This window comes from Streptomyces sp. NPDC002619, assembly GCF_042889305.1.
Lineage (GTDB): Bacteria > Actinomycetota > Actinomycetes > Streptomycetales > Streptomycetaceae > Streptomyces.
Window position 1 is genome coordinate 14,725 of the sequence record NZ_JBIAQV010000034.1, and the last position, 24,276, is coordinate 39,000.

Consider the following 24,276-nt stretch of genomic DNA (forward strand, 5'->3'; position numbering starts at 1 on the left):
GACGGGACGACGAAGGGGGCCGGTGCCTGACAGGCACCGGCCCCCTTCGTCACACGGTCGGTCAGTCCTCCGCCGCGATCAGCTCACGGCACCGCTTCACATCCAGGGCCATCTGCTCCAGCAGGGCCTCCAGCGACTCGAACTTCGCCTGGCCGCGCACGTACGCCAGGAAGTCGACGGCGACGTGCAGGCCGTACAGGTCGAGGCCGACGCGGTCGATGGCGTACGCCTCCACCGTGCGCTCGGTGCCGTCGAACTGCGGGTTCGTGCCGACGGAGATCGCGGCCGGCATCACCTCGCCCTGCGCGTTCAGATAGCCGGCGTACACGCCGTCGGCCGGGATCGCGGTGTGCGGGAGCGTCTCGACGTTGGCCGTCGGGAAGCCCAGGTCGCGGCCGCGCTGGGCGCCACGCACGACGACGCCCTCCACGCGGTGCGGGCGGCCGAGGACCTCGCGGGCGCCCTCGACGTCGCCCTGGGCGACCAGGCGGCGGGTCAGGGTCGAGGAGAAGGGCTCGCCGCCGCCCGCCTCGCCGCACACGTACAGGTCGACCACCTCGACCTCGAAGTCGTAAGTCTCGCCCTGCTCGGCGAGGAACGCCACGTTGCCCGCCGCCTTGTGGCCGAAGCGGAAGTTGGGGCCCTCGACGACCGCCCTGGCGTGCAGCTTGTCGACCAGGACCTTGGCGACGAAGTCGGCCGGGGACAGCTTCGAGAACTCGGTGGTGAAGGGGAGGATCAGGACCGCGTCCACCCCCAGGCCGGCCATGAGTTCGGCGCGGCGGTGGTGCGGGGCGAGCAGGGGTGGGTGGCTGCCGGGGCGGACTACCTCGCTGGGGTGCGGGTCGAACGTGACGACGACGGTGGGCACGCCCAGCTCACGGGCGCGCTCGACGGCGTGGCTGATGATCAGCTGGTGGCCGCGGTGCACTCCGTCGTAGGAGCCGATGGTGACGACGCTGCGCCCCCAATCCTGGGGGATGTCCTCCAAGCCACGCCAGCGCTGCACTGTGACCGCTCCTCGAACCATTGTCCGTATTTCCCTTGACCGCTTACGCAGCTCTAAGGGTGCCATGCCGGGTGCCGCGCGCAGGCATCGGCATGGGGGCTGTGACGGGGCGCACGTACCCCCGCCGTGCACCGAGCGTACGGCCCGGCGTTCACGCGGGGACGCGCACGCCTGCCAGGTTGCCCAGCATCCGGCGGGTGCTGGGGCCCACGACGGCCGCCCATGCGTCCGGGGTGTCGGTCAGCCAGCGGGCCATCAGCGCGGCGAAGCCGGGGACGTGCCGGCCCAGGTCGACCAGGCCGCGGTCGAAGCGGGTCGCGCCGTCGGGGGTTCGGACGAGGAGGAGGCCGGTGCGGCGGACCAGCTCGCGGACCTCCCTGTCCCCGTATCCGTCCTCGTCCCGGCCGAGCGCGGCGGCGTGCAGCAGGGCGTCCAGGACGGCCAGGTCGTGCTCATGGGTGAGCAGGAACTCCAGGAGTTCGCGGCGCAGCGGGCGGGAGGCCGGGGTGCCGGGGGCGGCGAGGACGGTCGCGAGGGCCGCCCGCACCGGTTCGGGGCCGCGGACCAGGAGGCGGGTGACCAGCGGCAGGAGGGCGGCGCGGGCGGCGGGGCCCTGGTCGAGGCGGCGGTCGACGTACTCCGCGACGTGCCCGGCCGTACCGGGCTGCAGCTCCGCGGCCTCCAGAACCAGCTCGGCGACGCGGCGGGCGAGCGTGGACGTGGTCACATCGGCCAGGGTGCGCAGCGCCTCGCCCGCCTCCGGTCCGCCCAGCCGGGCGCGGAAGGCCTCCAGGACCGGGTCCGGGTCCGTGGCCAGCGCGGGGACCAGGGCGCTCGGCGGGACGTACGGGTCGCCGGACGCGAAGTGCCGCAGTGCCTGCGGGAGGTGCCGGGCGCGGGTGAGCGGGTCCCGGACGAGGAGGGCGAGCGCGCCGCCGTGCAGGCCGGCGTCCGCGGGGCGGGCGAGCAGGGCGAGGGCGGCGTAGCGCAGAAGTTCGCGGTCGGCCTCGGTGCGGACGTGGGGTGCGGCCCGCAGTCCGTACGCCACCGCCGCCACCCGGCGTGCCGGGCGCTCGTCGTGGGCCCACCGGTCGACGGCGCGGCAGAGGGCGGACGGCTCGTCCTCGGCCAGCACGGCGAGCAGCTCGTCCGACCGCCGGTGCGCACTGCCCACGAGCACCTCGGTGAGCTCGTCCAGGGCGCCGCACCGGTGCGTGTGCAGCAGCGCCTGCGCGGCGGTGGCCACGGTGGCGTACGGCGTCGCGGGCAGCGGGCGCTCGTCGTCGAACCAGCGGGTGAGGTGCGGTTGTACGGCGGCGGGGTCGGCGGCGAGCAGATTGGCGACGGCGTCCAGGTAACGGGGGACGGCGGCGGGCGGGGTGTCCTGCGGGTGCGGTGCGCTGGGGCTTTCGGGGCCTCCGGGACTCCCGGTCGCCCCCGTTCCCAGTGGCGCCTCGTCCGCGAGGACCAAGTGGCGCAGCAGGTCGAGGCGTTCGGCAGTCGGGAGGGGCAGGCCCGTCCAGAAGGCGGGGCCGAACTCGGCCGGTACGGCGCGCTGTTGGCGCCGCCACGTCACGATCCGGTCGGCCAGGAGTCGCAGGACGCCGGTGTACGGCGTCGCTTCGGGCACGTGGAGCAGGGTCCGGGAGAGCAGTCGGGCGGCCCACCACGAGCCCGGGTTCAGGTCCAGGGCGTGGGTCAACTCCTCCAGGCACTGGGCGAGTTGGCCAGGGCCTCGGTGGCGGGCGAGGAAGAGCAGGGCCTGGACGACGGGGCCGACGCGGTGGTGCGGGACGGGCAGCGGGTGGGTGCTGTGCGGGGTGCAGGGGCGGTGGACCAGGGCCTGCAGGGCCTCATCCAGGTCGAGGTGCATGCCCTGGATCCAGTCGGCCAGTTCCTCGTGGGCGAAGCGGTAACCGGAGCCGGCCGGGACCAGGAGGCCCTCGGTGAGCACGGCGGAGGCCCAGCCGCTGCCGCCGCCGAGCCGGTCCGCCACGGGCCCCCACGGGAACACCGCCTCGAAGGACTCCCGGTCCAGTTCGCCCTGCCCGGGGCCGAGGCTGCGCCGCGCGGCCTCGTGGACCTGTCCGGAGACCCGGGCCGCGAGGCGTCGTACGGCTGCGCCCCGCAGACCGTTCTCGGCGGCGAGCCGGACCGCGATGCGCAGGCACATCAGGTCGAGGTGTGCGGAGAACACGTCGTGCCGGTCGGTGCCGGCGAGGAGCGGGGCGTCCGGGAGGGCGGCGCGGACCTCGGAGAGGAGACGAAGGGTGAGCGGGTGGCGGGCGTCGCGCTCGGTGAGGGCGCCGTCGGGGACGTCGTACCGGGAGCGGGCGCGGCGGGCTTCGTCGGGGGTGAGGTCGCCCAGGTGCACGCAGGGCGGCAGCGGACCCGGGACGTCGGCCGTCGTGCGGGCGTGGAGCAGCGCGCGTGGGAGCCGGGCCCCGGCCTTCTCCCAGTACTCCTCCGTGCACGCGACCACGAGCCGCGCCCCGGTCTCGCGCAGCCACTCCGCCGTGCCCTCGGTCCACTCCGGGAGCCGGTGGGCGAGGACGGGAGGCATTTCCTCGGGGCTGTCGAGCAGAAGGAGCAGGGGGCGGCCGGCGCGTTCGGCGAGGCGGGCCAGACGCTCCAGGGTGAGTTCGCCGAGCTGGGCGGGAAGCAGTGAACGGGAGGCGGCGACGATCCGGGCGGCCCGCTCCAGCGCCCGGCGTGCCGCGCCGGCCACCGAGGCGTCGGCGTCCCTGAGGTCGGCGCCGCGCAGCCACAGGGTAGGGGCCGGCTCCGCGCCCCGGTCACGTCGGACGGCGAGGGCCGCGAGTTCCGTCGTACGGCCGCTGCCCGGGTCGCCGACGAGGCCGAGGACTGTGGCACCGCTTGTCGTGAAGTCGGTCAACTCCCGTACGACGTCGGTGCGTTCGACGGGCTCCACGGGACCGGGGGCTTCGGCCTGTCCGGTGAGCACGCCCGGCGGGCCGTCCTGCCCCACCGACGTGGCCGTGAGCTCCAGGACGCCCGCGAGGTTGAGGTCGGCGCCGTAGGCGGGAACCGTGGCCGCGTTCCGGGCGAGCAGCTCGGCGAGCGCGCCCGGTGCGGGGTGCCGCAGCGGTACCGCGAAGCCGACGTCCCGCCGGCCGGACTGCAACGCGGTGCCGAGCACGGCGAGGACGGCGCCGGTCTCCGCGTCGCGCACCGGTCCCCCGGCCGCCCCGCCACCGAGGCGCAGCGCGTCCCGCCCTTCCGTGCCGATCGCCAACTCCACCGCGTCGTCCAGGAGATGGAAGCGGTCGGTGGCCGTGTACGTCACCTGCCCGGCACCGAGCACCCGGGCCTCGCGCCAGCGCCCGGCGGCGATCCGCACATAGGTGCCGGTCTCGATCCGGTCCCGCACGGTGACCGGGAGCGGGTCCGCGTCCAGTCCCTCGGTGCGTACGAGGGCCAGGTCCAGCTCGGGCAGCAGGGTGACGGCGTCGGCGGTCACGAGGCAGGTACGGTCGCCGGACCGCAGCACGAGCCGTGGCAGACCGTCGACGGCCTCGTGGCTGGTGATGACGGTGCCGTGATGGTCGGCCGCGAAGCCGGTGCCGCGTGGACGTCCGGCGAGATCACAGATCTGGACGAGACATTCGTCGAGGTCACGCGGCGTCACATGCGCAGGGCTGCCGAGGCCGGCACGGGGCGCCGTATACGCACCGCTGCCGATGTCGGCGCATGCCTGCTTGTCCGATTCCCCACCCCGACCCGCACGACCCCGATGCGCACCCCTGCCGCCGGCCTCGCCGCCCCGCCCGTCCCGTGCCGCCCGCGCCCGAAGCCCTCGCCTCCCGGCCTCCGAGCGCACACGCGCGTCCTGGACCTCGTCCCCGGCCGCATCGTCCCACTCACCGCGGCTCCCGCCCCCGACCGAGCCGGAGCCGACCCACCCCTCCGCTCCCCGGACGCCGTCCGCCGACAGGCGGCCGCCCCCGGCCCCTGGGCCCCGTACCCCCATGGCCGAACCTCCCCGCCGTACATCTGTGCCACGACTGAGCGCCGTGTCGCCCACGTCTGTGCCCTTTGTCCGACGGTAGGGGCGGGAAGATCGGTGGGACAGGTGCCGCGGGGAAAGCGCCCCCTTCCGCTCCCCCCGTTCACTCCGAGCGCCTGCCCGGTCGGGTGAATAGGCGGGGGCGGGTGGATAACCCTAGGGGTGGGGGAACCGAGGGGGGACCGTGGAGCGGCGGCAGAGGCACGACCCCGTGTCGCCGCTCCACGGGCAGGGCCGGGGGGGCCCTGCCCCGGGTCAGCCGAAGACGGCCAGGCTCTTGGCCTTGCCCTTCTGGTCCTCGACCAGTGCGAGGAAGCGGCCCTCGGGATCGAACACGGCCACGGGTCCGGCGCCCGCGTACTCCTCGGGCATCTCGAGCCGTACGCCGTTGGTCAGCAGCCGGGCCCGCCGGGTGTCCACGTTCCAGCGCGGGAACGCGGCCGTGGCCGCTTCGGCGATGGGCATCACGCTCAGCTCCTGCTGGAGCTGGTCCAGGGTGCGGGCCGCGTCCAGCTTGTACGGTCCGACGCGCGTCCGGCGCAGCGCCGTGAGGTGACCGCCCACGCCCAGGTCGGCGCCCAGGTCACGGGCGAGGGCGCGGATATAGGTGCCGGAGGAGCAGACCACCGAGACCACCAGGTCGACCACCGGGGTGCCGTCCTCGGCGACGGCGTCGCGCATGTCGTACACGGTGAAGGACGAGATGGTGACGGGCCGGGCGGGGATCTCGAAGTCCTCGCCCTCGCGCGCCCGCTTGTACGAGCGCACGCCGTCGATCTTGATGGCGCTGACCTTGGACGGCACCTGCATGATGTCGCCGGTCAGCTTGGTGATGCCGGCGTCGACGGCGTCGCGGGTGACCTTGGAGGCGTCGATGGAGGAGGTGATCTCCCCCTCGGCGTCGTCCGTGAGGGTGTTCTGCCCCAGCCGGATCGTGCCGAGGTACTCCTTCTCCGTCAGGGCGAGGTGCCCGAGGAGCTTTGTCGCCTTCTCGACACCGAGGACGAGAACGCCCGTCGCCATGGGGTCGAGCGTGCCGGCGTGCCCGACGCGGCGAGTCCGGGCGATGCCGCGCATCTTGGCGACCACGTCGTGCGAAGTGAAGCCCGACGGCTTGTCGACGATGACAAGGCCGTCGGGCGGGGTGGGCTTGCTGGTCATTCGGCGGCGTCGTCCGTCTCGTCGTCGGCCTCGTCCGGCTTGCGGTAGGGGTCTGCCTCACCGGCGTACGCGGCGCCCGCGGACGCCTCGCGCACCTTCGCGTCGGACTGCCGCGCCTTGTCGAGGAGGTCCTCGATGGTCTTGGCGGTGTCCGGGAGGGCGTCCGCGACGAACGCGAGGGTCGGCGTGAACTTCACACCGGCCGCGCGGCCGACCTCGGAGCGCAGGATGCCCTTGGCGCTCTCCAGGCCCGCGGCCGCGGCCTTCCGCTCCTCGTCGTCGCCGTACACCGTGTAGAAGACGGTCGCCTCCCGCAGGTCCCCGGTGACCCGGGTGTCCGTGATGGTGACGTGCGAGCCGAGCCGCGGGTCCTTGATCCCGCGCTGCAGCTTCTGGGCCACCACCTCTCGGATGAGGTCCGCCAGCCTTTTCGCCCGCGCGTTGTCGGCCACTGGTCCGTCTCCCGTTCTTCCTGTTCGTTGTTCAACATCAGTCGTCGTGGTCGCCGTGGAAGCGCCGTCGCACGGACAGCAGCTCCACTTCGGGGCGCCCCGCGACGAGCCGCTCGCAGCGGTCCAGGACATCGGTCAGATGCCCCGCGTCGCCGGAGACCATCGCCAGGCCGATCACGGCCCGGCGATGGAGGTCCATGTGGTCGACCTCCGCCGCGCTCACCGCGTACTTCCGCTGGAGCTCGGCCACGATCGGGCGGACGACGGAGCGCTTCTCCTTCAGCGACCGTACGTCGCCGAGCAGGAGGTCGAAGGACAGAGTCCCCACGTACATGTGTGTCCGGATGACCCGCCGGTACGGGATTGACGGGCCTGCCGAGCGACCGGCAGGAACATCAGCACCGTACAACGAACGGCCGGGGCCGATCGACGGAAATTACTCTCCGTCGACCGGCCCCGGACCGGACCGTCTCGGAAGCCCGCGCGCTCAGACGCGCGGCTTCTCCCGCATCTCGTACGTCGCGATGACGTCGTCGATCTTGATGTCGTTGAAGTTTCCGAGGTTGATACCGCCCTCGTAGCCTTCGCGGATCTCGGTGACGTCGTCCTTGAAGCGACGCAGGCCCTCGATGTTGAGGTTCTCCGCGACCACCTTGCCGTCGCGGACGAGGCGCGCCTTGGTGTTGCGCCGGACCTCGCCGGAGCGGATGAGCACACCCGCGATGTTGCCCAGCTTGGACGACTTGAAGACCTCGCGGATCTCCGCCGTACCGAGCTCGACCTCTTCGTACTCCGGCTTGAGCATGCCCTTGAGGGCCGCCTCGATCTCCTCGATCGCCTGGTAGATGACCGAGTAGTAGCGGACGTCCACGCCCTCGCGCTCGGCCATCTGCGCCGCACGGCCTGCCGCACGGACGTTGAAGCCGATCACGATGGCGTCCGAGCCCATCGCCAGGTCGATGTCCGACTCCGTGACCGCACCGACGCCGCGGTGCAGAACGCGGATGTCGACCTCTTCGCCGACGTCCAGCTGGAGCAGGGAGGACTCGAGCGCCTCGACGGAACCAGAAGCGTCACCCTTGATGATGAGGTTGAGCTGCTGGACCTCGCCGGCCTTGAGCACCTTGTCCAGGTCCTCGAGGGAGACACGACGCGTGCGCTTGGCGAACGCGGCGTTGCGCTCACGGGCGGCGCGCTTCTCGGCGATCTGACGGGCCGTACGGTCCTCGTCGACCACCAGGAAGTTGTCGCCCGCACCCGGGACGTTGGTCAGGCCCAGGACCTGGACCGGCGTCGACGGGCCCGCCTCGGCGACGGTGTTGCCGTTGTCGTCGAGCATGGCGCGCACGCGGCCGTAGGCGTCGCCCACGACCATCGTGTCGCCGACCCGCAGCGTGCCTCGCTGGACGAGGACCGTCGACACGGCACCGCGGCCGCGGTCGAGACGGGACTCGATCGAGATGCCCTGCGCGTCCTGGTTCGGGTTGGCCCGCAGGTCGAGCGAGGCGTCGGCGGTGAGGATCACGGCCTCCAGCAGGGAGTCGATGTGCAGACCCTGCTTGGCGGAGATGTCGACGAACATCGTGTCGCCGCCGTACTCCTCGGCCACCAGCCCGTACTCGGTGAGCTGACCGCGCACCTTGGTCGGGTCGGCGCCCTCGACGTCGATCTTGTTGACCGCGACGACGATCGGGACGTCGGCCGCCTTGGCGTGGTTGAGCGCCTCGACTGTCTGCGGCATGACGCCGTCGTTGGCCGCGACGACCAGGATCGCGATGTCGGTCGACTTCGCACCACGGGCACGCATGGCGGTGAACGCCTCGTGACCCGGGGTGTCGATGAAGGTGATCTTGCGCTCTTCGTCGTTGACCTCGGTCGCGACCTGGTAGGCACCGATGTGCTGGGTGATGCCGCCGGCCTCGCCCGCGATGACGTTCGTCTTGCGGATGGCGTCGAGCAGTCGGGTCTTGCCGTGGTCGACGTGACCCATGACGGTGACGACCGGCGGACGGACCACGAGGTCCTCCTCGCCGCCCTCGTCCTCGCCGAACTCGATGTCGAAGGACTCGAGCAGCTCGCGGTCCTCCTCCTCGGGGCTGACGATCTGAACCTCGTAGTTCATCTCGCCCGCGAGGAGCTGCAGCGTCTCGTCGGAGACGGACTGCGTGGCCGTGACCATCTCGCCGAGGTTCATCATGACCGCGACGAGCGACGCCGGGTTGGCGTTGATCTTCTCCGCGAAGTCGGTGAGGGACGCACCGCGCGACAGGCGAATGGTCTCGCCGTTGCCGCGAGGCAGCATCACGCCGCCGACCGACGGGGCCTGCATGGCCTCGTACTCCTGGCGCCTCTGCCGCTTCGACTTACGGCCACGACGCGCGGGACCACCGGGACGACCGAAGGCACCCTGCGTGCCACCACGGCCACCGGGACCGCCGGGACGACCGCCGAAGCCGGGACGGCCACCGCCGCCGCCACCCGCGGGGGCACCGGGACGACCGGCGAAACCGCCGCCACCGCCACCGGGACCGGCGGGACGACCAGCGAAACCGCCGCCACCGCCACCGGGGCGACCAGCGAAGCCGCCACCGCCACCGGGACGACCGCCGCCACCGCCACCGGGACGACCGCCGCCGCCGCCAGGACCGCGACCACCGGGGCCACCGCCACCGGGACGGGGGCTGGCAGCGGGACGCTGCGGCATCATGCCGGGGTTCGGACGGGGACCGCCGGGGCCGCCGCCACCGGGACGCGGACCGGCCTGCGGACGGGGCATGCCACCCGGGGTCGGACGCGCGCCGCCCGGAGCCTGCGGACGGGGACCGCCCGCCGCGCCCTGGGGACGAGGACCGCCGCCCGCACCCTGCGGACGCGGAGCGCCGCCGGGGGCACCGGGGCCGCCGGGACGCGGGGCGCCGCCCGGACGGGGCGTCTGCGGGCGCGCCATGCCGGTGGAGCCACCGGACGTGAACGGGTTGTTGCCCGGACGGGGACCCGACGGACGGGCACCGGGACGCGGAGCGCCGCCACCCTGACGCGGAGCGCCGGGACGGTCACCACGATCGCCACGGTCACCGCGGCCCTGGCCGCCCTGGCCGGGACCGCCCGGACGGGCACCCGGACGCGGAGCCTGGCCGGCCGGACGCGGAGCGCCCGGACGGGGGCCGGAGCCGGAGGAGGCAGCCGCCGGTGCGGCGGGAGCCGACGGGGGTGCCGTGAACTCGGGCGCGGCCGGCGCGGGAGACGCCGGGGCGGGCCGCGGCGCGGGCTTCGGGCCCGGGGTGGGACGGGGGCCGGGAGCGGCCGGGGCGGCCGGAGCCGCGGGCCTCTCGGCGGCAGCCGGCTTGGGGGCCGGCGGGCGCGGGGCGGCCGGACGGGCAGCCTGCGCCGGAGAGGGGGCTGCCGGCTTCGCCGGGGCAGCCTTGCGGGCGGAGGCGGGCTTGCCGCCTCCGTTGCCCTGCTCGAGGGCGTCCGTCAGTTTGCGGACAACGGGCGCTTCGATGGTCGAAGACGCCGAACGGACGAATTCACCGAGTTCCTGGAGCTTGGCCATGACGACCTTGCTCTCCACACCGAACTCCTTGGCGAGTTCGTATACCCGGACCTTAGCCACTTCGCTCCTTTTAGGTCCGGGTTGCGGCCGGACCGTCGCTACTTCATGGGCGTACTCATCGCGTACTCATCGAGTGCTCATCGCAATCTCGACCTACTTCCGACTCGCGAGGTACCAGGGCCGCACGGGGTTCCGCGCGACGCTTCTTACGGTGTTGCCTGCTCGGCAACTGTCGTCTGCTCGACGTACTGGCGCAACGCCTTTGTGTCGAGCGCTCCTGGGGCGCGCAACGCCCTCGTGAACGCCCGGCGGCGTACCGCCTTGTCCAGACAGACGGAGGCGGGGTGTACATAGGCACCCCGACCGGGCAGCGTACCGCGAGGATCCTGGACGCATTCGTCCTTGATCGCCACGATGCGCAGCAGATCGCTCTTGGCCGCTCGCTCCCGGCACCCCACACAGGTGCGTTCAGGGCGTGATCGGGTGTGCGTCCGGCCAGACACAGCTAAGTCTACCTCCCCGTACCGACCCCACCCCTTTTGGGGCAGGAATCGAACAGTTGTCGTGCGAAAGATGTCGAAATCCAAGCGACCTGCGGCTTGGATCTATTCCCCCGCCTGTTCGGTGTCCGGACGGATGTCGATCCGCCAGCCCGTGAGGCGGGCGGCCAGCCGGGCGTTCTGCCCTTCCTTGCCGATCGCCAGTGACAGCTGGTAGTCGGGGACCGTCACCCGGGCGGACCGGGAGGCCAGGTCCACGACCTCGACCTTGGACACCCGGGCGGGTGACAGCGCGTTCGCCACCATCTCGGCCGGGTCGTCCGACCAGTCGACGATGTCGATCTTCTCGCCGTTCAGCTCACCCATCACATTGCGCACCCGACCGCCCATGGGGCCGATGCAGGCGCCCTTGGCGTTCAGGCCCGAACGGGTGGACCGGACGGCGATCTTGGTGCGGTGACCGGCCTCACGGGCGATCGCGGCGATCTCGACCGAACCGTCGGCGATCTCCGGCACCTCCAGGGCGAAGAGCTTCTTCACAAGATTGGGGTGGGTGCGCGACAGGGTGACGGACGGACCGCGCACTCCCTTCGCGACCCGGACGACGTACGACCTCAGGCGCATGCCGTGCTGGTACGTCTCACCCGGGACCTGCTCCTGCACCGGCAGGATGGCCTCCAGCTTGCCGATGTCGACGAGCACGTTCTTGGGGTCGCGCCCCTGCTGGACCACTCCGGTGACGATGTCGCCCTCGCGGCCGGCGTACTCGCCGAGCGTCGCGTCGTCCTCGGCGTCGCGCAGCCGCTGCAGGATCACCTGCTTGGCGGTGGTGGCGGCGATACGGCCGAACCCGGACGGGGTGTCGTCGAACTCGCGGGCCTCCTGGCCCTCTTCGAGGTCCTCGGGGTCCTCTTTCGCCCACACGGTCACATGCCCGGTCTCCCGGTTGAGCTCCACGCGCGCGTGACGGCGGCTTCCCCCGGTGCGGTGGTAGGCGATGAGGAGGGCCGACTCGATCGCCTCGACCAGCAGGTCGAAGGAGATCTCCTTCTCCCGAACCAAGCCCCGCAGGGCACTCATGTCGATGTCCATGGCTACGCCTCCTCTTCCTTCTCGTTGTCCTTGCCGCTGTCCTTGCGGCTGAACTCGACCTGCACGCGCGCCTTGACGATGTCCGGGAACTCGAGTCTGCGCGCCGTGGCCTTGCGGCCCTTCACACCGGGCACTTCGAGGTCGATGCCGTCCTCGTCCACGCCGAGGATGCGAGCCACCAGCTCGCCCCCCTCGTGGAGCTGGAACTTCACCAGGCGGTCCGTGGCACGCACGTAGTGGCGGTACTGGGTGAGGGCGCGCTCCGCGCCCGGCGTGCCGACCTCCAGGTCGTACGCGCCCGCTCCCATCGCGTCCGTCTCGTCGAGCTTCGCCGAGAGCGCGCGGCTCACATCGGCGATCAGGTCCAGATCCGCTCCGGTGTCGGAGTCGACGACGACGCGCAGCACCCTCTTGCGCCCCACGGAGTCCACGGCGATCTCTTCGAGGTCCAGGCCCTGTGAGGTGACGAGCGGTTCCAGAAGTTCTCGCAGCCTCTCGCTCTGGGTGGTGCTCATCCGGGTGACTCCTCGGCCGCGTGTGCTGTTGTGGGTTGGGTCGCGTGTCTGGTCAAAGGGTATCGGGTCGCGGGGTGTGTTGCCGTCCACCTGCGGACGGGCGGTGCCGGTGACTGGTGCCGGGGCGGTGCGCGGGTACCGTGATCACGGGCGAGTCGCCCGCTGCCGGTTCTTCCCACCGTACGAGTGCCTCGAGGACGTCTGCCGTGCCCCTCCCCTCGCCGTCGCGCGCCCTCAGCGGGCCGCGCAGAAGATCCCTGCTCGCCTCGGCCGCCGGGGCCGCCCTCCTCGTGGGCTGCTCGTCCGGCGGCAAGGACGGTGAGGACTCCGACGGCGGCACGGGCGGCAGTCCGTCGCCGGCCGAACGGGCACGCGCGCGTGCGGGCCGGGACAGCCGGGGTCTTGTGGAGCGGTACGACGCGGTCGTGGCCGCGCATCCGGCGCTGGCGGAGCGGCTGCGGCCGCTGCGGGCGGAGGCGGTCCGGCACGCGGAGGCGTTCGGTGTCACCGCGAAGGCGTCCGCGCCGGCATCCCCGTCGGCGTCTTTGCCGGCATCCCCGTCGGCGTCTCCGTCGGGGGCTGTGCAGGTGACGGCTGCGCCGGGGACCACTGTGCCGGGGACCGAGAAGGACGCCCTCGCCGAACTCGCCGCCGCCGAGCGGGCTCTCGCCGACCGGCGTGCCAAGGCGCTGCTGGACGTGCCGGGCGAACTGGCGCGGTTGCTGGCGTCGGTGGCGGCGGCCGGGGCGGCGCACGCATATCTGCTGACGGAGGGTGGCAAGTGAGCGACGACGACAGGGCCGCGGAACTGACGGCGGTGCAGGCGGCGCTGGCCGCCGAGCACGCGGCCGTGTACGGGTACGGCGTCGTCGGCGGCCGGATCGGCGCGGAGCGGCGCACGGAGGCACGGTCGGCGTACGACGCGCACCGGGCCCGGCGGGACGCGCTGGCGCGCGAAGTGCGCGACCTGGGTGGGCAGCCGGTCGCGTCGAGCGCCGCGTACGCGCTGCCGTTCGCGGTGCCGGATGCGGCCGCGGCGGTCCGGCTCGCGGCCGAACTGGAGGAGCGCGTGGCCGGGGTGTACTCCGACCTGGTGCGGGCCGCCGTGGGCGAGCGGCGGGGTTCGGCCGCCGAGGCGCTGAGGGAGGCCGCGGTGCGGGCGGTGCGCTGGCGCGGGGACAGCGTAGCCTTCCCTGGTCTCGCCGAACGGGCCGGCGAGGCGGCCGGTACGGCGTCGGGGTCGGCCACGGCGGCTCCGCCGGCGTAACCCCGTTCAGCAGGAAGGGAACAACTCGCGCATGGCTTTCGAACCGCCGCGGCGCCTGGTACGAGCGCTCGGTGAGACGGCACCGGCTGGTGACGACTGGTTGGAGAAGCTGCCCGGGACGGCACAACAGGCCGTCGCGCTGCGTGAGTTGACCGTGGAGCGGGTCCAGGTGCCGGGCGGCCGCAGCAGCCTGGTCGTGCTGGTGCGGCAGGCGGACGGCACCCCGGCGGTACTGAAGCTGGCCCCGCGCCGGGCCCGGCCGGAGAGCGAACGGGCGGCGCTCGCACACTGGGGCGGCCTGGGCGCCGTACAGCTCCTCGAACCGTTCACCACCGAGGGCGTGCTGCTGCTCGAGCGGCTGCACCCGGACGTCTCGGTGCGGTCGTTGCCGGAGTCCAAGGCGCTGCTCGAGGCGGCCGGGACGCTGCGCCGACTGTGGGTGCAACCCCCCACCGGCGCTTCCGCCCACCCCTTCGAGACGGTCCCGGAACGGACCGGACGGCAGGCGGAGGCGATGCGCGCCGGCGCCGCGGCCGACCCCGAGACGGCGCCGCTGGTCGACGCGGCGCTCACGGCACGCGAGGCGCTGCTCGCTGCGCCGCCCGAGCACCGGCTGCTGCACGGCACGTTCCGGCAGAGCAAGGTGCTCGCCGGGGAGCGGATGCAGTGGCTGGCGGTGGGCCCGGACCCGGTGGTCGGCGAGTGCGCCTTCGACCTGGCGCGACTGGTACGCGACCGGGTGGAGGACCTGATCGCCTCACCGTCGGGCTCGGCGACCACACGCCGCCGGGTGAAACGCCTGGCCGAGTCCCTGGAGGTGGACCAGGAGCGGCTGCGGGGCTGGACCCTGTTCCGCGCGGTGGAGTCCGGCGTACGGGCCCGCCGAGTCGGCCGCGAGAAGGACGCGGAACTGCTACTGGAGTTCGCGAGCTGGCTGTAGGGGCCAGGCATCGCGGTGCGGTGCGGTGCCTGTCAATGCGGCGAGGCGCGGTGTCCGACGACGCGGCGCGGTGGCGGGCGTCGCGGGCCCGACGGGCGCACTCGGCCAGTGCCGGGCGGCCGAATTCTCCAGACAGGCCCCGGCCCCGGCCCCACACGGACACGGGCCGTCCCCCGGCGCATGGCTGGGGAACGGCCCGGGAGAAACCGGTGTGCGTGGTTACGCCTGTGCGGTCAGGCGAGTGATCGCCTCTTCCACCGTCAGTTCCTCGCGCTCGCCCGTCTTGCGGTCCTTGAGTTCCAGGACGCCCTCGGCGGAGCGGCGGCCCGCTACCAGGATCTGCGGTACGCCGATGAGTTCGGCGTCCGTGAACTTCACGCCCGGGGAGACCCCGGCCCGGTCGTCGACCAGGACGCGCAGGCCGGCCGCGCGCAGCTTCTCGGAGACCTCCAGGGCCAGCTCGGTCTGCAGTGCCTTGCCCGCGGCGACGACGTGCACGTCGGCCGGGGCGACCTCGCGCGACCACACCAGGCCGTGCTCGTCGGCGGTCTGCTCGGCGAGGGCGGCGACCGCGCGGGAGACGCCGATGCCGTAGGAGCCCATGGTCACGCGGACCGGCTTGCCGTTCTGGCCGAGGACGTCGAGCTTGAGGGCGTCGGCGTACTTGCGGCCCAGCTGGAAGATGTGGCCGATCTCGATGGCACGGTCGAGCTTGAGACCCGTACCGCACTTCGGGCACGGGTCGCCCTCCTGCACGACCACGACGTCGACGTACTCGTCGACCTCGAAGTCACGGCCCGCGACCACGTTCTTCGCGTGCAGGTCCGGCTTGTTGGCGCCGGTGATCCACGCCGTGCCGGGCGCCACCCGCGGGTCGGCGAGGTATTTGACCTTCTCCAGGCCCTGCGGGCCGACGTAACCGCGCACCAGGTCGGAGCGGGACGCGAAGTCCTCCTCGGTGACCATCTCGACAACCGCCGGGGCGAAGTGCGCCTCGACCTTGTCCATGTCGACCTCGCGGTCACCGGGCACACCGACGGCGACGATCTCGCCGTCGACCTTGACGAGCAGGTTCTTCAGGGTGGCGGAGGCCGCGACGCCGAGGGAGGCGGCGAGGGTCTCGATGGTGGGGGCGTCCGGGGTCGGGATCTCCTCGAGCGCGGGCACGGCCGAGCCGTCGACCGGCTTGAGCTCGTAGGTGACCGCCTCGGTGTTCGCCGCGAAGTCACAGTTCGGGCAGTCCGCGAAGGTGTCCTCGCCGGCCTCGGCCGGGGCCAGGAACTCCTCCGACTTGGAGCCGCCCATCGCGCCGGCCATCGCGGCGCAGATGCGGTAGTCGAGGCCGAGGCGCTCGAAGATCCGCTGGTAGGCCTGGCGGTGCAGGGCGTACGACCGGGCGAGACCCTCGTCGTCCAGGTCGAAGGAGTACGAGTCCTTCATCAGGAACTCACGGCCGCGCAGGATGCCCGCACGGGGCCGGGCCTCGTCACGGTACTTGTTCTGGATCTGGTAGAGCGTGATGGGCAGATCCTTGTAGGAGGTCGCCTGGTCCTTCACGATCAGCGTGAAGATCTCCTCGTGGGTCGGGCCGAGGAGGTAGTCGCCGCCCTTGCGGTCCTTGAGGCGGAACAGCTCGGCGCCGTACTCGTCCCAGCGGCCCGTCGCCTCGTACGGCTCCCGGGGCAGCAGGGAGGGCAGCGCCACCTCCTGGGCGCCGATCGCGTCCATCTCCTCACGGACGACCCGCTCGACGTTGGCGAGGACCTTCATGCCGAGCGGCAGCCAGCTCCACAGACCGGCCGCGGTGCGGCGCACATAGCCGGCGCGGACGAGCAGCTTGTGGCTGAGGACCTCGGCGTCCGCCGGGTCGTCGCGCAGCGTCTTCGCCATCAACTGGGACATGCGCTGGACCGGTGCGTTCGCCATGGTTCTCGTACTCCTGCCGATGGGGGTCCCCCCGCTCGAGCGCAGCCGAGAGTGGGGGAGGGTGATGGCAAGGAGGTTAGCCGGGCGTGCCGGACTGGTGGAAATCGGTTATCGGCGGCGCAGTGGGAGGGGGGCGCCCATCACGGCGTACGGCCTCGGGGCACTGGGGAAGTGGACCTGGCGGGCGAGGTCCTGGTAGCCGAGGGAGTGGTACAGGCCGCGGGCGGGGCTGTCCGTGTCGATCGCGGAGAGGATCGAGCGGGGCTCGGTGGCGGCGTCGGTGATGGTGGTGATCAGGGCGCGGCCGATGCCGCGGTTCTGGTGGTGCGGGTGGACGTGCAGCTCGGTGATCACGAAGGCGTCGTCGAGCCAGGCGTCGGTGCCCTGGGCGCGCAGGTAGGGCTCCACGACGGTGGACCACCAGTGGGCGCGGTCGTTGGGCATGCCGTACACGAAACCCACGAGGGCGCCGCCGGCGGTCGCGCCGAGGGCTCGCGCGCCCGGGTAGGCCATGTGACGCAGGACGATGTGGCGGCGTACGGCGACTTCGTCCGGGCCCAGTCCGAAGGCGATCGCTTGGACGGCGAGGGCCTCGTCCACGTGGGCTGATAGGTCCAAGGGGCCGATGACGAGGTCCATGCGGGGAGCTTACAGCGGGGTTTCGCTAGAAGAGGACGCTCATGAACGCGCCCACCTCCTGGAAGCCCACCCTCAAGTACGTCCTTCTCGCTGCGGTGTTGAAGTCGTTCACGTACAGGCTCACCACCGGGGCCACGTCCGCGAGGGCATAGCGCAGTATCGCCGCCATACCCGGGGCCGCGAGGCCCTGACCCCGGTACTCGGGGGCCACCCAGACTCCCTGGACCTGGCAGGCGTGAGTGGTCGCCGCACCGATCTCCGCCTTGAAGACGACCTTGCCGTGCTCGTCGAGGCGGGCGAAGGAGCGGCCGGAGCCGACGAGTTCGGCGACCCGGGCCTGGTAGAGCAGGCCTCCGTCGCCGGCCAGCGGGGAGACGCCGACCTCCTCGGTGAACATCGCCACGCACGCCGGCATGATCGTCTCCATCTCGTCCTTGCGGATACGGCGGACGTAGGGATCCGGGGCGATGTCGAAGGGCATACGGTCGGTGAGCATGAGCGGCTGGTGGGAACGGACCTCGCGGGCCGGGCCCCAGTGGGGCTCCAGCAGCCGCCACAGGTCGGCGGTCGGTTCGGCGGGGCCGACGATGGAGGAGCAGCGGCGGCCGGCCCGACGGGCCCGGTCCGCGAAGGCGCGTACGGCCCTGGGGGTGGCGCAGATCGGGACCAGGTTGGCGCCCGCGTAGCACAGGGACGTGAGCATGCCGTCCTCGTACCAGCCCCACATCTCGCCGCCGAGCCGCCACGGGTCGAGGCCCGCGATCTGTACCCGGGACGTCACGAAGGCGTTCGCGACGGGCTCGCGGTAGAGGACCGCGAGCGCGGCGTCCAGGTCGCTCGGTTCGAGCACCCGTGAGGTGGTCTGGGTCAACACGTACGGGGCCTCACGCTGGGGGTTCTGCTGATCCCCGCAACTATAGCTGCGCCGCTTCTGCCGGGCGCCTTGAGCTGCGCCGCTTCTGCCCGGGCGCCTTGAGCTGCGCCGCTTCTGCCCGGGCGCCTTTGAGCTCGGGGGTGCCGGCTTGCTGGCGGGTACCGGTTCGTTGTGGTTGCTCGCGCCCACGCGGCGGAGCCGCAAATCGACAGAGCCCCGCGCCCCCTTCGGGGGGCGCGATGCTCAGCCCGTGACCGAAACGCTCGGCTCGCCGGACTCCGTGCCCTCCGTCTCCATCTGCTCGGCCAGCTTCATGGCCTCCTCGATGAGGGTTTCCACGATCTTGGACTCGGGGACGGTCTTGATGACCTCGCCCTTGACGAAGATCTGGCCCTTGCCGTTACCGGAGGCGACGCCGAGGTCGGCCTCGCGGGCCTCGCCGGGGCCGTTCACCACGCAGCCCATGACGGCGACGCGGAGCGGGACCTCCATGCCGGTCAGACCCGCGGTGACCTCCTCGGCCAGCTTGTAGACGTCGACCTGGGCACGGCCGCAGGACGGGCAGGAGACGATCTCCAGGCCGCGCTGCTTGAGGTTCAGCGACTCCAGGATCTGGTTGCCGACCTTGACCTCCTCCACGGGGGGCGCGGAGAGGGACACGCGGATGGTGTCACCGATGCCCTGGCTGAGCAGCGCGCCGAAGGCGACCGCCGACTTGATCGTGCCCTGGAACGCCGGGCCGGCCTCGGTCACACCGAGGTGGAGCGGGTAGTCGCACTGTGCGGCCAGCTGCCGGTACGCCTCGATCATCACGACCGGGTCGTTGTGCTTCACGGAGATCTTGATGTCCCGGAAGTCGTGCTCCTCGAAGAGGGACGCCTCCCAGAGGGCGGACTCGACGAGGGCCTCGGGGGTGGCCTTGCCGTACTTCTGGAGCAGACGCCTGTCGAGGGAGCCCGCGTTCACGCCGATGCGGATCGGGGTGCCGTGGTCCTTCGCCGCCTGGGCGATCTCCTTGACCTTGTCGTCGAACTGCTTGATGTTGCCCGGGTTGACACGGACAGCCGCGCAGCCGGCCTCGATGGCCGCGAAGACGTACTTGGGCTGGAAGTGGATGTCCGCGATCACCGGGATCTGCGACTTTCTGGCGATGGTCGCGAGGGCGTCGGCGTCGTCCTGTGTGGGGCAGGCCACGCGCACGATCTGGCAGCCGGACGCGGTGAGTTCGGCGATCTGCTGGAGGGTGGCCCCGACGTCGGACGTCCGGGTCGTGGTCATCGACTGCACCGACACCGGCGCGTCCCCGCCGACCGCCACGGACCCGACCTGGATCTGCCGGCTCTTGCGGCGCTCGGCGAGCTTGGTCGGAACGGACGGCATGCCGAGAGAAATCGCAGTCATCTGCAGTGCAACCCCAAGTCGTGGATCAAGGTCCGGTCCCGGAAACGGCGGGCTCCAGGCTTCGAGATTACGGCACGGGCCGGGGCCCGATCACATCCCACCCTCAAACCCACTCGATGGAAGGCGGCCCGGGACACAGCGTCCCGGGCCGCCGTGAACAGCACGTGGCTAGGAGATTTTCACCGGGTTGACCACGTCCGCGATCAGCACGAGGACGGTGAAGCAGATGAAGACCCCCGCCACCACGTAGGCGACCGGCATCAGCTTCGCGACGTCGAACGGACCGGGATCGGGGCGGCGCAGCACCTTCGCCAGATGACGCCGCAACGACTCCCACAGCGCGCCCGCGATATGCCCGCCGTCCAGCGGGAGCAGCGGGAGCATGTTGAAGAGGAACAGGGAGAGGTTGAAGCCGGCGACCAGCATCAGGGCCATGGCCAGTTGCTGGGTCGGCGGGATGTCGAGGGTGAAGATCTCGCCGCCCACGCGGGCCGCGCCGACGACACCCATGGGGGAGTCGGGCTGGCGGGGGGCGCCGTCGAAGGCCGCGTTCCACAGAGCCGGGATCTTTGCGGGCAGGCTCGCGATGGAGTCGACGGCCTCGCCGAGGCGGTCGCCCATCCAGGTCACGGACTCGCCGAAGTCCTGCCGTACGACTCCGGTGGCGGCACTGAAGCCGAGGAAGCCCGCGGTGACGTACTGGCCCTGGACGATCTGGCCGCTGGAGTCCTTCTTGGCGACCTTGTTGGTGGCGATCGTCGCGTGCAGGGTCACCTCCTGGCCCTTGCGGTCGACGACGATCGGCACATCCTTGCCGGGGGTGGCGCGGATCAGGTCGGAGAGCTGGTTCCAGCTGGTCGTCCTCGTGCCGTTGAAGGAGACGATCTTGTCGCCGGCCTTGAGGCCGGCCGCCGCGGCCGGGGCGGCGGGATCGGTCTTCTTGCAGGTGTCACGGTTCTCGCTCTGGGAGATGACGCACTCCGAGACCGAGCTGACCGTGGTCGTCTGCTGGGCGATGCCGAACCCCATCAGCACCGTGAGGAAGAGGGCGACCGCGAGGATCAGGTTCATGAAGGGGCCCGCGAACATCACGATGACCCGCTTCCAGGGCTTGCGCGTGTAGAAGAGGCGGGCCTCGTCGCCGGTCTCGAGCTCCTCGAAGGCGGCCGAGCGGGCGTCCTCGATCATGCTGCGCCAGGGCGAGGTGGAGCGTGCGGTGATCCGGCCGTCCTGGCCCGGCGGGAACATGCCGATCATGCGGATGTAGCCACCGGCCGGGATCGCCTTGATCCCGTACTCCGTGTCGCCCTTCTTGCGTGACCAGATGGTCGGGCCGAAGCCGACCATGTACTGGGGCACGCGGATGCCGAAGAGCTTGGCGGTGGACAGATGCCCCAGCTCGTGCCACGCGATCGAGAACAGCAGGCCGACCACGAAGACGACTATGCCGAGGATCATCAACAGGGCTGTCATGCACGCGCCTCCGCGGTCGCCGTCTGTGCTGTCAGTTCCTGGGCCCGGGCCCGTGCCCAGGTCTCCGCTTCGAGGACGTCCGGCACGGTCAGTGAAGTTCCCGTGCGCGGGTTTCCGTGCTCCTCGACCACCCGTGTGACGGTCTCCATGATCCCGTTGAAGGGCAGGGCACCGCGCCGGAACGCCTCGACGCACTCCTCGTTTGCGGCATTGAACACCGCCGGGGCCGTGCCCGCGAGCCCTCCGACGTGCCGGGCCAGCCCGACCGACGGGAACGCCTCGTTGTCGAGCGGGAAGAACTCCCAGGTGGACGCGGTGCTCCAGTCGAAGGCGGGGGCGGCGTCCGGGACCCGTTCGGGCCAGCCGAGACCGATGGCGATCGGCCCGCGCATGTCGGGGGGCGTCGCCTGGGCGAGGGTGGATCCGTCCGTGAACTCAACCATCGAGTGGACATACGACTGCGGGTGTACGACCACCTCAATGCGGTCGAAGGGAATGTCGTAGAGGAGGTGCGCCTCGATGACCTCCAGGCCCTTGTTGACCAGGGTCGCGGAGTTGATCGTGATCACCGGGCCCATGGCCCAGGTGGGGTGGGCGAGGGCGTCCTCGACAGTGACGTCCGCCAGCTCGGCCTTCGTACGGCCGCGGAAGGGGCCGCCGGACGCGGTCACCACCAGCTTGCGCACGTCCGCGCGCGTGCCGGCCGCGAGCGCCTGGAACAGTGCCGCGTGCTCGGAGTCGACGGGGATGATCTGGCCCGGCTTGGCGAGCGCCTTGACCAGCGGGCCGCCGACGATGAGCGACTCCTTGTTGGCGAGCGCGAGGGTGCGGCCCGCCTCCAGGGCGGCGAGGGTGGGCGCGAGGCCGATGGAGCCGGTGATGCCGTTGAGCACGGTGTGGCAGTCGGAGGCGGCGACCTGGGTGGCCGCCTCGGGTCCGGCGAGGATCTCGGGCAGCGGCTCCCCCGTGCCGTACTCGCCGGCGAGCGCCTCGCGCAGCGCCGGTACGACGTCCTCGCGGGCGACCGCGACGGTCCGCACCCGGAGCCGGTGGGCCTGCTCGGCGAGGAGGGCGACCCGTCCGCCGTTGGCGGAGAGGGCGGTGACCCGGAAGCGGTCGGGGTTGCGCAGGACGAGGTCGATGGCCTGGGTTCCGATGGACCCGGTGGAGCCGAGGATCACCACGTCCTTCGGGCCGTCGCCGGCAACGGGGTCGTAGACGAGGTGCGGGTCGGCGAGGGGGGCCGGACTGGCGGGACTGTCGGTCATCCCTCCATTGTTGCCGCAAGCGGTGTCCGTGAGGACAGCGCGTCCCCCCGGAAGGGCGCCATGTCGGTGCCCGGGCCCGGGGGACGCGTGCCGGTCGGCTATCTGATCGGGCGGTGGACGTTGGGCCGCTCGCTCGGGCCCGGGGTCGCGTCCGCGATCCACGGGCCTTCGCCGGACGGGTCGACGATGCCCTGCTCCAGCCACTCGTAGGCGCCGCCGAGGACGCCCTTGACGACCTTGCGGTCCAGATCGTCGGTGTTGGTCCACAAGCGGTCGAAGAGCTCGTCGACGCGGATGCGGGCCTGGCGGCAGAAGGCGTCGGCGAGTTGGTAGGCCTCGCGGCCGTTCTCGCCCTGGCGGCGCAGGAGTTCGGCCCTGACGCAGGCCGCGCTCATCGCGAACAGTTCGGCGCCGATGTCGACGATCCGGCCGAGGAAGCCCTGCTTGGTCTCCATCCGGCCCTGCCAGCGGGACATGGCGTAGAAGGTGGAGCGTGCGAGCTTGCGGGCGTGCCGTTCGACGTAGCGGAGGTGCGGGGAGAGGTCCACGTGGTGCTTGAACTCTCCGTACGAGGACGGGAGTTGCCCAGGGCCCGCGACGAGCTTCGGCAGCCACTTGGCGTAGAAGACGCCGGCGTTGGCGCCCGCCTTCGCCTTGTCCTGCAGGGACTTGTCGGGGTCGATGAGGTCGCCGGCGACCGAGAGGTGGGCGTCGACGGCCTCGCGGGCGATGAGGAGGTGCATGATCTCCGTGGAGCCCTCGAAGATGCGGTTGATGCGCAGGTCGCGCAGGATCTGCTCGGCGGGTACGGCACGTTCGCCGCGCGCCGCGAGGGAGGCCGCGGTCTCGAAGCCGCGTCCGCCGCGGATCTGGACCAGTTCGTCGGCCATCAGCCAGGCCATCTCGGAGCCGTACAGCTTGGCGAGGGCGGCCTCGATGCGGATGTCGTTGCGGTTCTCGTCGGCCATCTGGGAGGAGAGGTCGACAACGGCCTCCAGGGCGAAGGTGGTCGCCGCGATGAAGCTGATCTTCGAGCCGACGGCCTCGTGCAGCGCGACCGGCTTGCCCCACTGCTCGCGGGCGGCCGACCATTCGCGGGCGATCTTCAGACACCACTTGCCGGCGCCGACGCACATCGCGGGCAGCGACAGCCGGCCGGTGTTGAGGGTGGTCAGCGCGATCTTCAGGCCGGCGCCCTCGGGGCCGATGCGCTGAGCGGCGGGGACGCGGACCTGGTGGAAGCGGGTGACGCCGTTCTCGATGCCGCGCAGGCCCATGAAAGCGTTGCGGTACTCGACGGTGATGCCCTCGGAGCCGGCCTCCACGACGAACGCGGTGATGCCGCCCTTGCGTCCTTCGGACTTGGGGACGCGCGCCATGACGACGAGCAGGTCGGCGACCACGCCGTTGGTGGTCCAAAGTTTCACCCCGTCGAGGACGTAGTCGTCCCCGTCCGGGACGGCGGTGGTGGCAAGGCGCGCGGGGTCGGAACCGACGTCGGGCTCGGTGAGCAGGAAGGCGGAGATGTCGGTGCGGGCGCAGCGCGGCAGGAAGGTGTCCTTCTGTTCCTGGGTGCCGAAGATCTTCAGCGGCTGCGGTACGCCGATCGACTGGTGGGCGGAGAGCAGGGCGCCGAGCGCGGGGCTCGCGGAGCCGACCAGGGCGAGGGCCTTGTTGTAGTACACCTGGGTGAGACCGAGACCGCCGTACTTGGTGTCGATCTTCATGCCAAGGGCGCCGAGTTCCTTGAGTCCGTCGATGACGGCGTCGGGGATCTGCGCCTCGCGCTCGATGCGGGCCGAGTCGATCTTCGTCTCGCAGAAGTCGCGCAGTTTGGCGAGGAATTCCTCGCCGCGCTGCACGTCCTCGTCGGCGGGCAGCGGATGGGGGTGGATCAGGTCGAGCCGGAAGCGGCCGAGGAACAGTTCCTTGGCGAAGCTGGGCTTGCGCCAGTCCTGTTCCCGGGCGGCTTCCGCGACCTGGCGGGCCTCGCGCTCGGTGACCGTGCGTTTGGTGGTGGGGGCGGACATGAGGTTCACCTCGCCGCGAAGAGGGATGATGGCGGCCGTTCGTTACCGACCGGTGCTACTGGATCGTTGGTACCCGAAACGGGCCGACCCCACCAGTCCTCGCGCGGCCGTTCGGCCGATTGTGACGGGGCGGCCGCACGCAAGTTCTG

The 24,276-nt window shown here is 71.8% G+C and carries 19 protein-coding genes; 3 read left to right on the top strand and 16 right to left on the bottom strand.

Annotation, left to right across the window (positions count from 1 at the left end):
• Positions 1-61: 61 nt before the first annotated feature.
• From ACFYXB_RS34720 to rimP, 9 genes are all read right to left on the bottom strand, one after another.
• Positions 62-1,009, bottom strand: a complete 948-nt coding sequence (locus ACFYXB_RS34720; protein WP_389589036.1) for a bifunctional riboflavin kinase/FAD synthetase — start codon at positions 1,007-1,009, stop codon at positions 62-64.
• Positions 1,010-1,160: 151 nt separating this feature from the next.
• Positions 1,161-4,658 carry a trypsin-like peptidase domain-containing protein gene (locus ACFYXB_RS34725; protein WP_389589037.1) on the bottom strand — a complete coding sequence of 1,166 codons (3,498 nt, stop codon included), beginning with the start codon at positions 4,656-4,658 and terminating at the stop codon, positions 1,161-1,163.
• Positions 4,659-5,291: 633 nt separating this feature from the next.
• Entirely contained in the window at positions 5,292-6,197 is a 906-nt protein-coding gene (truB, locus tag ACFYXB_RS34730; RefSeq protein ID WP_389589038.1) for a tRNA pseudouridine(55) synthase TruB, read from the bottom strand.
• Positions 6,194-6,649 carry a 30S ribosome-binding factor RbfA gene (rbfA, locus tag ACFYXB_RS34735; RefSeq protein WP_389589039.1) on the bottom strand — a complete coding sequence of 152 codons (456 nt, stop codon included), beginning with the start codon at positions 6,647-6,649 and terminating at the stop codon, positions 6,194-6,196. The genes truB and rbfA overlap by 4 nt, the downstream gene beginning before the upstream one ends.
• Before the next feature lie 37 nt (positions 6,650-6,686).
• Positions 6,687-6,983 (bottom strand): DUF503 domain-containing protein, encoded by a 297-nt coding sequence (locus tag ACFYXB_RS34740; protein ID WP_351362179.1) that lies wholly within the window; start codon positions 6,981-6,983, stop codon positions 6,687-6,689.
• 153 nt (positions 6,984-7,136) lie between these two features.
• Positions 7,137-10,262: a translation initiation factor IF-2 gene (infB, locus tag ACFYXB_RS34745; protein ID WP_389589040.1), complete on the bottom strand. Its 3,126-nt coding sequence runs from the start codon at positions 10,260-10,262 to the stop codon at positions 7,137-7,139.
• Positions 10,263-10,408: 146 nt separating this feature from the next.
• Positions 10,409-10,705, bottom strand: a complete 297-nt coding sequence (locus ACFYXB_RS34750) for a YlxR family protein (protein WP_389589041.1) — start codon at positions 10,703-10,705, stop codon at positions 10,409-10,411.
• Between the two features lie 102 nt (positions 10,706-10,807).
• Complete coding sequence (gene nusA, locus ACFYXB_RS34755) at positions 10,808-11,794, bottom strand: transcription termination factor NusA (protein ID WP_389589042.1); 987 nt, start codon at positions 11,792-11,794, stop codon at positions 10,808-10,810.
• 2 nt (positions 11,795-11,796) lie between these two features.
• Positions 11,797-12,309: a ribosome maturation factor RimP gene (gene rimP, locus ACFYXB_RS34760; protein WP_389589043.1), complete on the bottom strand. Its 513-nt coding sequence runs from the start codon at positions 12,307-12,309 to the stop codon at positions 11,797-11,799.
• A 206-nt stretch (positions 12,310-12,515) separates the two neighbouring features.
• Between rimP and ACFYXB_RS34765 the strand changes: the two genes are divergently transcribed.
• The 3 genes from ACFYXB_RS34765 to ACFYXB_RS34775 are packed head-to-tail and all read left to right on the top strand — an operon-like array spanning position 12,516 to position 14,516.
• Positions 12,516-13,094: a hypothetical protein gene (locus tag ACFYXB_RS34765; RefSeq protein WP_389589044.1), complete on the top strand. Its 579-nt coding sequence runs from the start codon at positions 12,516-12,518 to the stop codon at positions 13,092-13,094.
• Positions 13,091-13,576 (top strand): ferritin-like domain-containing protein, encoded by a 486-nt coding sequence (locus tag ACFYXB_RS34770; protein WP_389589045.1) that lies wholly within the window; start codon positions 13,091-13,093, stop codon positions 13,574-13,576. Before ACFYXB_RS34765 ends, ACFYXB_RS34770 begins: the two co-directional genes overlap by 4 nt.
• A 31-nt stretch (positions 13,577-13,607) precedes the next feature.
• Positions 13,608-14,516 (top strand): aminoglycoside phosphotransferase family protein, encoded by a 909-nt coding sequence (locus ACFYXB_RS34775; protein WP_389589046.1) that lies wholly within the window; start codon positions 13,608-13,610, stop codon positions 14,514-14,516.
• A gap of 219 nt (positions 14,517-14,735) precedes the next feature.
• Here ACFYXB_RS34775 and ACFYXB_RS34780 read toward each other — a convergent pair whose 3' ends face one another.
• The 7 genes from ACFYXB_RS34780 to ACFYXB_RS34810 form a co-directional block, all read right to left on the bottom strand.
• A complete protein-coding gene (locus tag ACFYXB_RS34780) occupies positions 14,736-16,442 on the bottom strand; it encodes a proline--tRNA ligase (protein WP_389589047.1) in 1,707 nt (568 codons plus the stop codon).
• Between the two features lie 108 nt (positions 16,443-16,550).
• The gene (locus tag ACFYXB_RS34785) at positions 16,551-17,081 is read right to left on the bottom strand and encodes a GNAT family N-acetyltransferase (RefSeq protein ID WP_351362152.1); all 531 of its coding nucleotides are present in this window, start codon (positions 17,079-17,081) and stop codon (positions 16,551-16,553) included.
• 25 nt (positions 17,082-17,106) lie between these two features.
• Positions 17,107-17,955, bottom strand: a complete 849-nt coding sequence (locus tag ACFYXB_RS34790) for a GNAT family N-acetyltransferase (protein ID WP_389589048.1) — start codon at positions 17,953-17,955, stop codon at positions 17,107-17,109.
• Positions 17,956-18,198: 243 nt separating this feature from the next.
• Complete coding sequence (gene ispG / locus ACFYXB_RS34795; protein WP_351362146.1) at positions 18,199-19,356, bottom strand: flavodoxin-dependent (E)-4-hydroxy-3-methylbut-2-enyl-diphosphate synthase; 1,158 nt, start codon at positions 19,354-19,356, stop codon at positions 18,199-18,201.
• A 168-nt stretch (positions 19,357-19,524) separates the two neighbouring features.
• Positions 19,525-20,817: a M50 family metallopeptidase gene (locus tag ACFYXB_RS34800; protein ID WP_389589084.1), complete on the bottom strand. Its 1,293-nt coding sequence runs from the start codon at positions 20,815-20,817 to the stop codon at positions 19,525-19,527.
• Between the two features lie 8 nt (positions 20,818-20,825).
• Positions 20,826-22,097 carry a 1-deoxy-D-xylulose-5-phosphate reductoisomerase gene (dxr, locus tag ACFYXB_RS34805; RefSeq protein WP_389589049.1) on the bottom strand — a complete coding sequence of 424 codons (1,272 nt, stop codon included), beginning with the start codon at positions 22,095-22,097 and terminating at the stop codon, positions 20,826-20,828.
• A gap of 98 nt (positions 22,098-22,195) precedes the next feature.
• The gene (locus ACFYXB_RS34810; protein WP_389589050.1) at positions 22,196-24,127 is read right to left on the bottom strand and encodes an acyl-CoA dehydrogenase family protein; all 1,932 of its coding nucleotides are present in this window, start codon (positions 24,125-24,127) and stop codon (positions 22,196-22,198) included.
• Positions 24,128-24,276: the final 149 nt, after the last annotated feature.

Coding starts and splice junctions, on each gene's coding strand:
- truB (WP_389589038.1), bottom strand. CDS start 6,197: ATGACCAGCAAGCCCACCCCGCCCGACGGCCTTGTCATCGTCGACAAG.
- ACFYXB_RS34740 (WP_351362179.1), bottom strand. CDS start 6,983: ATGTACGTGGGGACTCTGTCCTTCGACCTCCTGCTCGGCGACGTACGG.
- nusA (WP_389589042.1), bottom strand. CDS start 11,794: ATGGACATCGACATGAGTGCCCTGCGGGGCTTGGTTCGGGAGAAGGAG.
- rimP (WP_389589043.1), bottom strand. CDS start 12,309: ATGAGCACCACCCAGAGCGAGAGGCTGCGAGAACTTCTGGAACCGCTC.
- ACFYXB_RS34775 (WP_389589046.1), top strand. CDS start 13,608: ATGGCTTTCGAACCGCCGCGGCGCCTGGTACGAGCGCTCGGTGAGACG.
- ACFYXB_RS34780 (WP_389589047.1), bottom strand. CDS start 16,442: ATGGCGAACGCACCGGTCCAGCGCATGTCCCAGTTGATGGCGAAGACG.
- ACFYXB_RS34785 (WP_351362152.1), bottom strand. CDS start 17,081: ATGGACCTCGTCATCGGCCCCTTGGACCTATCAGCCCACGTGGACGAG.
- ispG (WP_351362146.1), bottom strand. CDS start 19,356: ATGACTGCGATTTCTCTCGGCATGCCGTCCGTTCCGACCAAGCTCGCC.
- dxr (WP_389589049.1), bottom strand. CDS start 22,097: ATGACCGACAGTCCCGCCAGTCCGGCCCCCCTCGCCGACCCGCACCTC.
- ACFYXB_RS34810 (WP_389589050.1), bottom strand. CDS start 24,127: ATGTCCGCCCCCACCACCAAACGCACGGTCACCGAGCGCGAGGCCCGC.